The sequence below is a fragment of the Pseudomonas sp. S4_EA_1b genome, from assembly GCF_016307435.1.
In the GTDB taxonomy this organism is placed as follows: Bacteria; Pseudomonadota; Gammaproteobacteria; order Pseudomonadales; family Pseudomonadaceae; genus Aquipseudomonas; species Aquipseudomonas rhodesiae.
On record NZ_JAEILC010000169.1, the window covers coordinates 1 to 6783 of the forward strand.

Consider the following 6783-nt stretch of genomic DNA (forward strand, 5'->3'; position numbering starts at 1 on the left):
CATATCAGCTGAGCTTCACGCAGCGCAAAGCCCGCCAGCCGCTCCCGTTCCGCTCGGGTGAGGAACGGAACTGCGGCGCTGAGCAACCCTTTCGCCTTGACAGTGACCCGCCCGCCCTGCCCGGCCGGCGGAAGGTAAACGCGCACCCCTCCTGCCTCCCAGGCGGCTTTAATACGTTCGTAGAACATGCTGGTGCCTATGCTTTCTCTACTGAGGTTTCGCGTATCACGCCTTGATACGCCATGTTCTTGGTGTGGCCGCAGCAGCTGGGCACAGGCGTTGTTTCAGGTGCTTCCTGAACAACGGTCTGCAGCAGCTCCTTCTGGCATTTCCGGCAGACGTACTTGAAGTGGGTGGGTTTGGCTTCCATACGGGGCTTCCTCAAGCGGCTTCAATTGGCAGTGATTCGATCAGGTTGCGGACTTCATCCGCATAGGCCCACCAGAGGATCTCTTCGGGCTCGACCGTCCACGCCTCACTGCATGCAGTGCTCCAGCGTGGGGTGCTTTCCTCATCAAAGCTGTCGTAGTGCGTGACCTTCAAGGCGTGGAGCCCGTGGGTCGTGGTCATGGCGATGAGCTTCGGCGACTCGCCATCGTTCAACCTCGGCGGAACTTGTGGCGAATATCGGACCATCTCGAACACCTCTTCTCTAAAAACCATGCTGGCATTCTCCCACGACCGCCGTATATGCAAGTCCGCTCCCTGTCGTGGTCACGGTTTGGCAGTTGCAAGTTCGGTGTCCCGTGGGAAGCTACCTCCATCATCAAATCTCGGAGGTCGCCAATGCGCTTCGATCGCCATGCCCGCTTTGAGGGCATCAACTTCACTTCCCGCAAGGAATCTGCCTTCGGGCGCAAGCTGCAGCGCGAGCAGGAAGCTCTGCCGCTGTTCGCCGAACAGATTGCATCTGAGCAGCGCGGATGGGACGAAGAGAAGGCGCGTCGTGAGGCTGCATCCAGGCAGACTCTCCAGAACTGGCGCGACCTGCAGGCGAAACATTGGCGCAAGCTGCGGGCTTCCTACTACGCCATGGACGCCGAGACCCGCGCTCGTTGCCGTGAGTACATGAAGGCCTGGCGCGGCCCCTGCAACCCTGTGAACTTCATCTACATCGTGGAAGGTTTCAACGGAGTCCGCGAGGCTCGCAACAAGGAGCTGCGGGAGCGCGATCGTCTTTTGCGGGAAGAGATCGAGCGTAAGCTTGATGCCGAGATGCACCAGCAGACCCTGCTGCAGGCCTGACCTGACCATACGTTATGCTGCTCGTAGTGCTGCAGCCGAAAATTTCTCACCGGGAATCCATGATGATCGACCAGGAACCCTCCGAAGCCCTGCCTACAAGCCACCCAGAAGCATTGCGCCTGCTGAGTGATGGGCTCTGCCTTATTCGTGAGGCTGCTATAGATGCGCCTGACCATGCACGGAGGGTGGCGGATGCTCTCCACAACCTCCCTGGCTGCATCGCTGGCGAGGATCGTGGAGACGAAGCCTATCTGGGTGAGCTGCTTAAAAATGGCCGTGCTTTGGTTGACGACCAATCCTGGCGCCCAACCTCCAACACGCCCCCTCAAGTTATTCATCGTCAAGAACCACTTCTGTTCAGCCGCCCAACTTCCATTGCTCTCTACTTCGCTCTTATGGTGCTGGGGGTGATGACGCTCCCTGCAGCAACCGTGCTGCATTCCCCTCTTCGCATCACTCTTCATGTGGCGATCACTTTAGGAGTCGCTTTTTGGTGTGCGCGATCAACTCTTCTGTATCTCCGGCCGGCGCCACAGAAAGGCTGACAGTAGGAGCAAGCCTATGAACAAACTCATGGGCCCACCGGCCCCTGGCCCGGTAGTTCGGGTTGTTGCCCGCGGGATGTCAGTGGCTATCCGGGTCGACGACGATGGTGACGCGGAAATCGTCCGGCTGGCGCTTGAAATGGCCCAGCGTCGGCGCTGGGGTGTCCACGGTGCCTGCCAAGCCGCCCTGCAATCCGGAGCACAGCGCTAACGCTCCGAAGCACTTCTTTCCAGTAGCCATGCCCGCTTGGCTCGCGATTACTGAATGCCCTGATGGCGCGCGAATTTTGCGGCGACTATAGGCTTGCGCATCCAGCACCTCGTGAGACGCTAGTTCCAAAGCGAAACCGAAGTAGGAGTTCAACCATGAGCAAGCCCGCATACCCAAGCCCGCAGGAACTGGAAGTGATCTATGCAGAGCGTGACGAAGCCGTAGCGGCGCTGGCCGCCAAGGGGAAAATCGAGGCTGCGGACCTGGCGCCACTCGATCGGCTGGGGCGCTGCAAGGTCGCTAATGAGCACTGGGGCATCTGTGATGAATCGGCTCGCCACGCTCTGCTCAACGACACGCACCACTTTGTCCGCGCATGTGCATGCCTCGCGGCCTAAATCGAGATTCCATCAGAGAAATGCCTTTCAACGGGTGAACGCGAACTCAGGTGAGCGCCCGGTGACCACTCCCCACCGTTCGATACTCGTAGTGAGAGGACCGACAATTGTCCCTGCTTGACCAACTACGCAATGGCCAGGGCACCAGCGAGCAGCTGGATGCCCTACGTCGCTATGACGACGTCATGGACCATGAGATGGCCCGCTTCACGGAGCAGGCCGAGGATGTACCCCAGGCACAAGCCGGCTTCAATGTCCTCTACCGGAACCATCTGCTTGAGAAGTCGAGTCTGTACAACAGGCTTCTCAACGGGGGAAAACCACTCCTCATCCCTCCACCGGTGTCGCACAGTTACCCGTGGTATGAGGCTGTTGAAAGCTCCGACCCGATTGGGATTATGGAGCCTGCTGACGCTGAAGAGTGGTCTGAGAAAGAGGGCGACCGCGAGCGGATGCTGATCCACCAATGCTTCTGGGACGTGCTGGAGCGTCAGGGCGAGCATACCTTCATCGTGACGTACGGCGGCTGGCAGCAGATGGGCTTCACCTGGAAGCTCTGGCGGGAGGATCTTCCTGCAGAACAGGCAACAGCATCCCTTTGCTGCCATCACTCCCAGGAGAAGCGCTCACTGGTGACAGAGGAAGACCTGCGGCAGGAAGCCGAGTACTTCTCGAATCGCTGGAAGACTGGCCTGGTAGATGCTCTGACGGCTGCAGCACCAGCAGAGGCCCCTCCCCTGATGGGCAAGGGCCTGTTCATTGACCGCGGCGCTTATGAGCAGCTGGTGCGCCAACGCGAGCACAAACGCGCGGTTGAGGAACTACTGTCCAGGATAAAGGCCGGGCTTCCTGATCTGCCTACAGATGAAGAAATGGCAGTTAAGACCCAGGAGAACATGGCAAGCCGACTCGGTGATGACTGGTTTATCCGTGATGGACTGCTCTACCACCGGAGCTGGCGCCTACAGCGCATCTCTCCAGCTCAACTCAACGACACCCACTACCTGGCCATCTAAGTTGCATCTCTGTCGACCTCGAGCATCATGCAATCGACGTGCGGCCCGTGGGGCTGTGAGACTGGTATTTGGATGCCGAGAGGTGAGACGCAAATGACTGATTCGACCAACCCGCTGACGAGCCAATGGTGTCCCGACAAATGCCCGATCAGCGGCCGGCCATTCTTCATGTGGATTGAACACCCTCAAAAGGGGATGGTTCCGACCTATGGCGGCCCGCTGGACAGCTACACCCTGGCGGAGCGGGATCATGAAGGCACTTTCCAGTGTGAGCGCTACGATCACGATGAAGGCGCCTGGCGTCTGGACGTTATCGAGTGGATCGACCTGCGCCTGGTTGACGGCCAAAGTGCCATCTCCAGTGATGGCGAAAAAGCTTCCTCTGACCGTGTCGAAGGCGTCGTATTTGAAGACTCCGAGCAGCGCCGCAAGCTGTCGAAGCCGATCCCGCTGAACCGCGGCGACGACGTAGAGGTGTTCCTTCTGCACAGCGAGCCCGCTACCGAGGATGAGCGTGGCGCCTGGTATCCAGCCAAGTTCGTTGCGCTGTGCCTCAGCAAGGTGAGTCCCGAGCCGATCGTACAGCGTGCCGGTAGCATGCCGATCTATGGCACGTGGAACGGTGTTCGCCTCCCCGCCGGCAAGAAGCTGATCGTGGCGCCTCAGCAGAAGACCGAGCAGCGCAAGCCTTTCATGTTCGTCCAGCTGCATGCTGGGGACGTGATGGATTGGACGCTGGACCCCAACTTGGCTGACGCCTGGAAAGAGGAAGGACAAACGGTGGCCAACCTCTTCACCGAAGCCACCTGATGACAACAAGCCACACGGACTCTGCACCACCGGCGCCGGCCGCCCGCCCCTGCGATCGCGCAGGGACGGCTCGCTGGTGCAGCGGTGTCGACGTTCGCCAAGTGCGCCTGGTCAGCTCCACACAGCCAGGTAACCTTGAGCACAAAGGCCCCCTTGTGTGGATGTGCGCGGATTGCCGTGCGGTGCACGGATGGCGGGTTGCAGTATGTTCGACTCATGAGACGCTAGAACCCTAGCAGTTTCACCCATGCACCTCGCTAGCTTGTGGTGCATGCCGTTACTCCATTGGAGATTTATTGAATGACCGCACGAACCTTCGAGCTGATCGAAAGCTCGGGCAAGCCGATCAAAGCCTGGACCGTAGGCGTCCAGGTAGAAGAAGCCGCCAAAAAGCAGCTCCGCAATCTCGCTGGCCTTCCCTTCATCCACTCGCATATCGCAGCTATGCCCGATGTGCACTGGGGTATGGGCGCGACTGTTGGCAGCGTTATCGCTACCAAGGGCGCCATTATTCCCGCTGCGGTGGGGGTCGATATCGGCTGCGGCATGGCGGCACAGCGCACCTCCCTGGTCGCATCGGATCTGCCGGACAACCTTGCGGCTCTGCGCAGCGAGATCGAACGACGCATCCCTCACGGCCGTACCAACAACGGAATGCCAGGCGACCGCGGTGCCTGGGGCGAAATGGCGCCTGGCGCCAGCGGGCACGGTGAGCTGGCCAGCCTGATGCTGGAGCTCGAGGGCCTGGTCAAGAAACATCCCAAGCTGGAGAAGCCTGCCCGTCGGGCGATTACTCATGCCGGAACTCTCGGCACCGGCAACCACTTCGTCGAAGTCTGCCTGGATGAGGAACAGCGCGTCTGGGTCATGCTGCACTCTGGCTCGCGTGGGATCGGCAACGCCATCGGCACCTACTTCATCGAACTAGCCAAGGAAGAGATGCGCCGCTGGTTCGTCAACCTCCCCGATGAAGACCTGGCTTACCTGCCTCAGGGCAGCGACCACTTCAAGGATTACTGCGAGGCAGTCGAGTGGGCTCAGCGCTTCGCTCGCGTGAACCGCGACCTGATGATGGGTGCTGCAATGGAGGCGCTGAAACTGGCGGTTCCAAAGCCCTTCACCTGCGACCAGGCTGCAGTAAATTGTCACCACAACTACGTCAGCTGGGAAAAGCACTTCGGCGAGAACGTGATGGTTACCCGCAAGGGCGCCGTACGAGCTGGCGAGGGCGACCTCGGTATCATCCCCGGAAGCATGGGTGCTCGCTCTTTCATTGTGCGCGGCAAAGGTAATTCGCAGTCCTTCTGTTCCTGCAGCCATGGCGCTGGCCGTGCAATGAGCCGAGCAGAAGCGAAACGCCGCTTCACCCTGGAGGACCACGTCCAGGCCACGGCTGGGGTAGAGTGCCGCAAGGACGAGGACGTGATCGACGAAACGCCTGGAGCCTACAAGGACATTGATGCCGTGATGGCTGCACAGTCTGATCTGGTTGAAGTCGTCCATACCTTGAAGCAGGTACTTTGCGTCAAAGGTTGAACAGGTTGAGGCCCCGCTCGGGGCCTTTCCCTTTTCATGCTGCTGGCGACTTGCATACCTGGCGACCTGGGAGAACATGCTCCTACGTGAGCAACTTCTACCGCAGGAAGATCCCATGTCCGCCACCCTCCTCCCGAAACCGATCCTGGACGGCATTCAGCGTGCCTACTCCATCAGCATGCTGTGGGAAGGCACCGCCGCGAACACCAACGTTCCGGAAGAGCGCCAGCTGCTGAACCTGGTGCTGCCGACCTGGCAGCGCGAGTTTGTCTGGACCGAGGAACAGCAGCGCGCTTTCGTCGAAGGCATCTTCCTGGGCTTCGGTACCGGCTACTACGTCATCAACGGCCGTGACTACGAAGGCGGTAACGATCGCTACATGTCCGGCTGGCTGCTCGACGGTCAGCAGCGCATTACGTCGATCGCTCGCTTCGTGAAGGGTGAGCTCACCGTCTTCGACGGCATTCGCTACAGCGACCTCAGCATTGGGGAGAAACGCCGCCGTTTCGATAACGTGGTTTTCCCGTGCATCGAATTGGAGTACCTGGCGGATGAAGAGCTGCTCAAGGCCCTTTACCGTCGCCTGAACTTCGGCGGCACCGCCCATACCGAGGCAGATCTGCAGCTGCTGAACAAATAACCTATAGCGAGCCGTTATCCTCCGCCCCGATGAGACAAGTCGAGAGAACACCATGAGCCTTCAACATCACCCCATTGATACCAAGCTGCAGATCGGTGAACGGCTGTTTGTCCATGTACGCCCAGGCTGGTGGCGTGAAGATCACCCGGTGCACGGCAATCGCGTCACACGCCCTACCTGCTCTCTGGAACGCATGGAAGAGGCCTGCGGTGCACAAGCCGTAGTACTGCCGGCCGATCATGGCTACTTCGTCGATTGGAATGGTGATGCTCGCCTAACCGCTGCCCCTGGGGATGGGTTTTCCTGCCAGGTCAACGTTGAGACGGCGCATGTTGACGTTGTCGACAGCGAAGGCTTCGTGGTGAATCGCCCCGGCTTTTGT

Annotated in this window: 12 protein-coding genes; 8 read left to right on the forward strand and 4 right to left on the reverse strand. The window is 59.7% G+C overall.

Annotation, left to right across the window (positions count from 1 at the left end; genetic code table 11):
- The 3 genes from YA0848_RS34465 to YA0848_RS34475 form a co-directional block, all read right to left on the reverse strand.
- The coding region (locus YA0848_RS34465) for a hypothetical protein (protein WP_198731562.1) at positions 1-188 on the reverse strand (188 nt) is incomplete at its 3' end.
- 8 nt (positions 189-196) lie between these two features.
- On the reverse strand, positions 197-370 hold the full coding sequence (locus YA0848_RS34470) for a hypothetical protein (RefSeq protein ID WP_176707247.1): 174 nt from the start codon (positions 368-370) through the stop codon (positions 197-199).
- A gap of 11 nt (positions 371-381) precedes the next feature.
- Entirely contained in the window at positions 382-663 is a 282-nt protein-coding gene (locus tag YA0848_RS34475; protein ID WP_232925253.1) for a hypothetical protein, read from the reverse strand.
- 123 nt (positions 664-786) lie between these two features.
- Here YA0848_RS34475 and YA0848_RS34480 point away from each other — a divergent pair, with 123 nt between their 5' ends.
- Positions 787-1245: a hypothetical protein gene (locus YA0848_RS34480; RefSeq protein WP_065327483.1), complete on the forward strand. Its 459-nt coding sequence runs from the start codon at positions 787-789 to the stop codon at positions 1243-1245.
- Between the two features lie 14 nt (positions 1246-1259).
- Positions 1260-1790 (forward strand): hypothetical protein, encoded by a 531-nt coding sequence (locus YA0848_RS34485; protein WP_141678424.1) that lies wholly within the window; start codon positions 1260-1262, stop codon positions 1788-1790.
- A gap of 79 nt (positions 1791-1869) precedes the next feature.
- Here YA0848_RS34485 and YA0848_RS34490 read toward each other — a convergent pair whose 3' ends face one another.
- The gene (locus YA0848_RS34490) at positions 1870-2031 is read right to left on the reverse strand and encodes a hypothetical protein (protein WP_176707246.1); all 162 of its coding nucleotides are present in this window, start codon (positions 2029-2031) and stop codon (positions 1870-1872) included.
- Between the two features lie 125 nt (positions 2032-2156).
- Here YA0848_RS34490 and YA0848_RS34495 point away from each other — a divergent pair, with 125 nt between their 5' ends.
- From YA0848_RS34495 to YA0848_RS34520, 6 genes are all read left to right on the forward strand, one after another.
- Entirely contained in the window at positions 2157-2399 is a 243-nt protein-coding gene (locus YA0848_RS34495; RefSeq protein WP_065327482.1) for a hypothetical protein, read from the forward strand.
- Positions 2400-2506: 107 nt separating this feature from the next.
- Positions 2507-3415: a hypothetical protein gene (locus YA0848_RS34500; protein WP_065327481.1), complete on the forward strand. Its 909-nt coding sequence runs from the start codon at positions 2507-2509 to the stop codon at positions 3413-3415.
- A 93-nt stretch (positions 3416-3508) separates the two neighbouring features.
- Complete coding sequence (locus YA0848_RS34505) at positions 3509-4225, forward strand: hypothetical protein (protein WP_198731563.1); 717 nt, start codon at positions 3509-3511, stop codon at positions 4223-4225.
- A 300-nt stretch (positions 4226-4525) separates the two neighbouring features.
- Positions 4526-5761, forward strand: a complete 1236-nt coding sequence (locus YA0848_RS34510; protein ID WP_065327479.1) for an RtcB family protein — start codon at positions 4526-4528, stop codon at positions 5759-5761.
- Between the two features lie 115 nt (positions 5762-5876).
- Positions 5877-6401 (forward strand): DUF262 domain-containing protein, encoded by a 525-nt coding sequence (locus YA0848_RS34515; protein WP_065327478.1) that lies wholly within the window; start codon positions 5877-5879, stop codon positions 6399-6401.
- 52 nt (positions 6402-6453) lie between these two features.
- Positions 6454-6783 (forward strand): hypothetical protein (locus tag YA0848_RS34520; protein ID WP_198731564.1); only part of this gene is annotated, 330 nt, incomplete at its 3' end.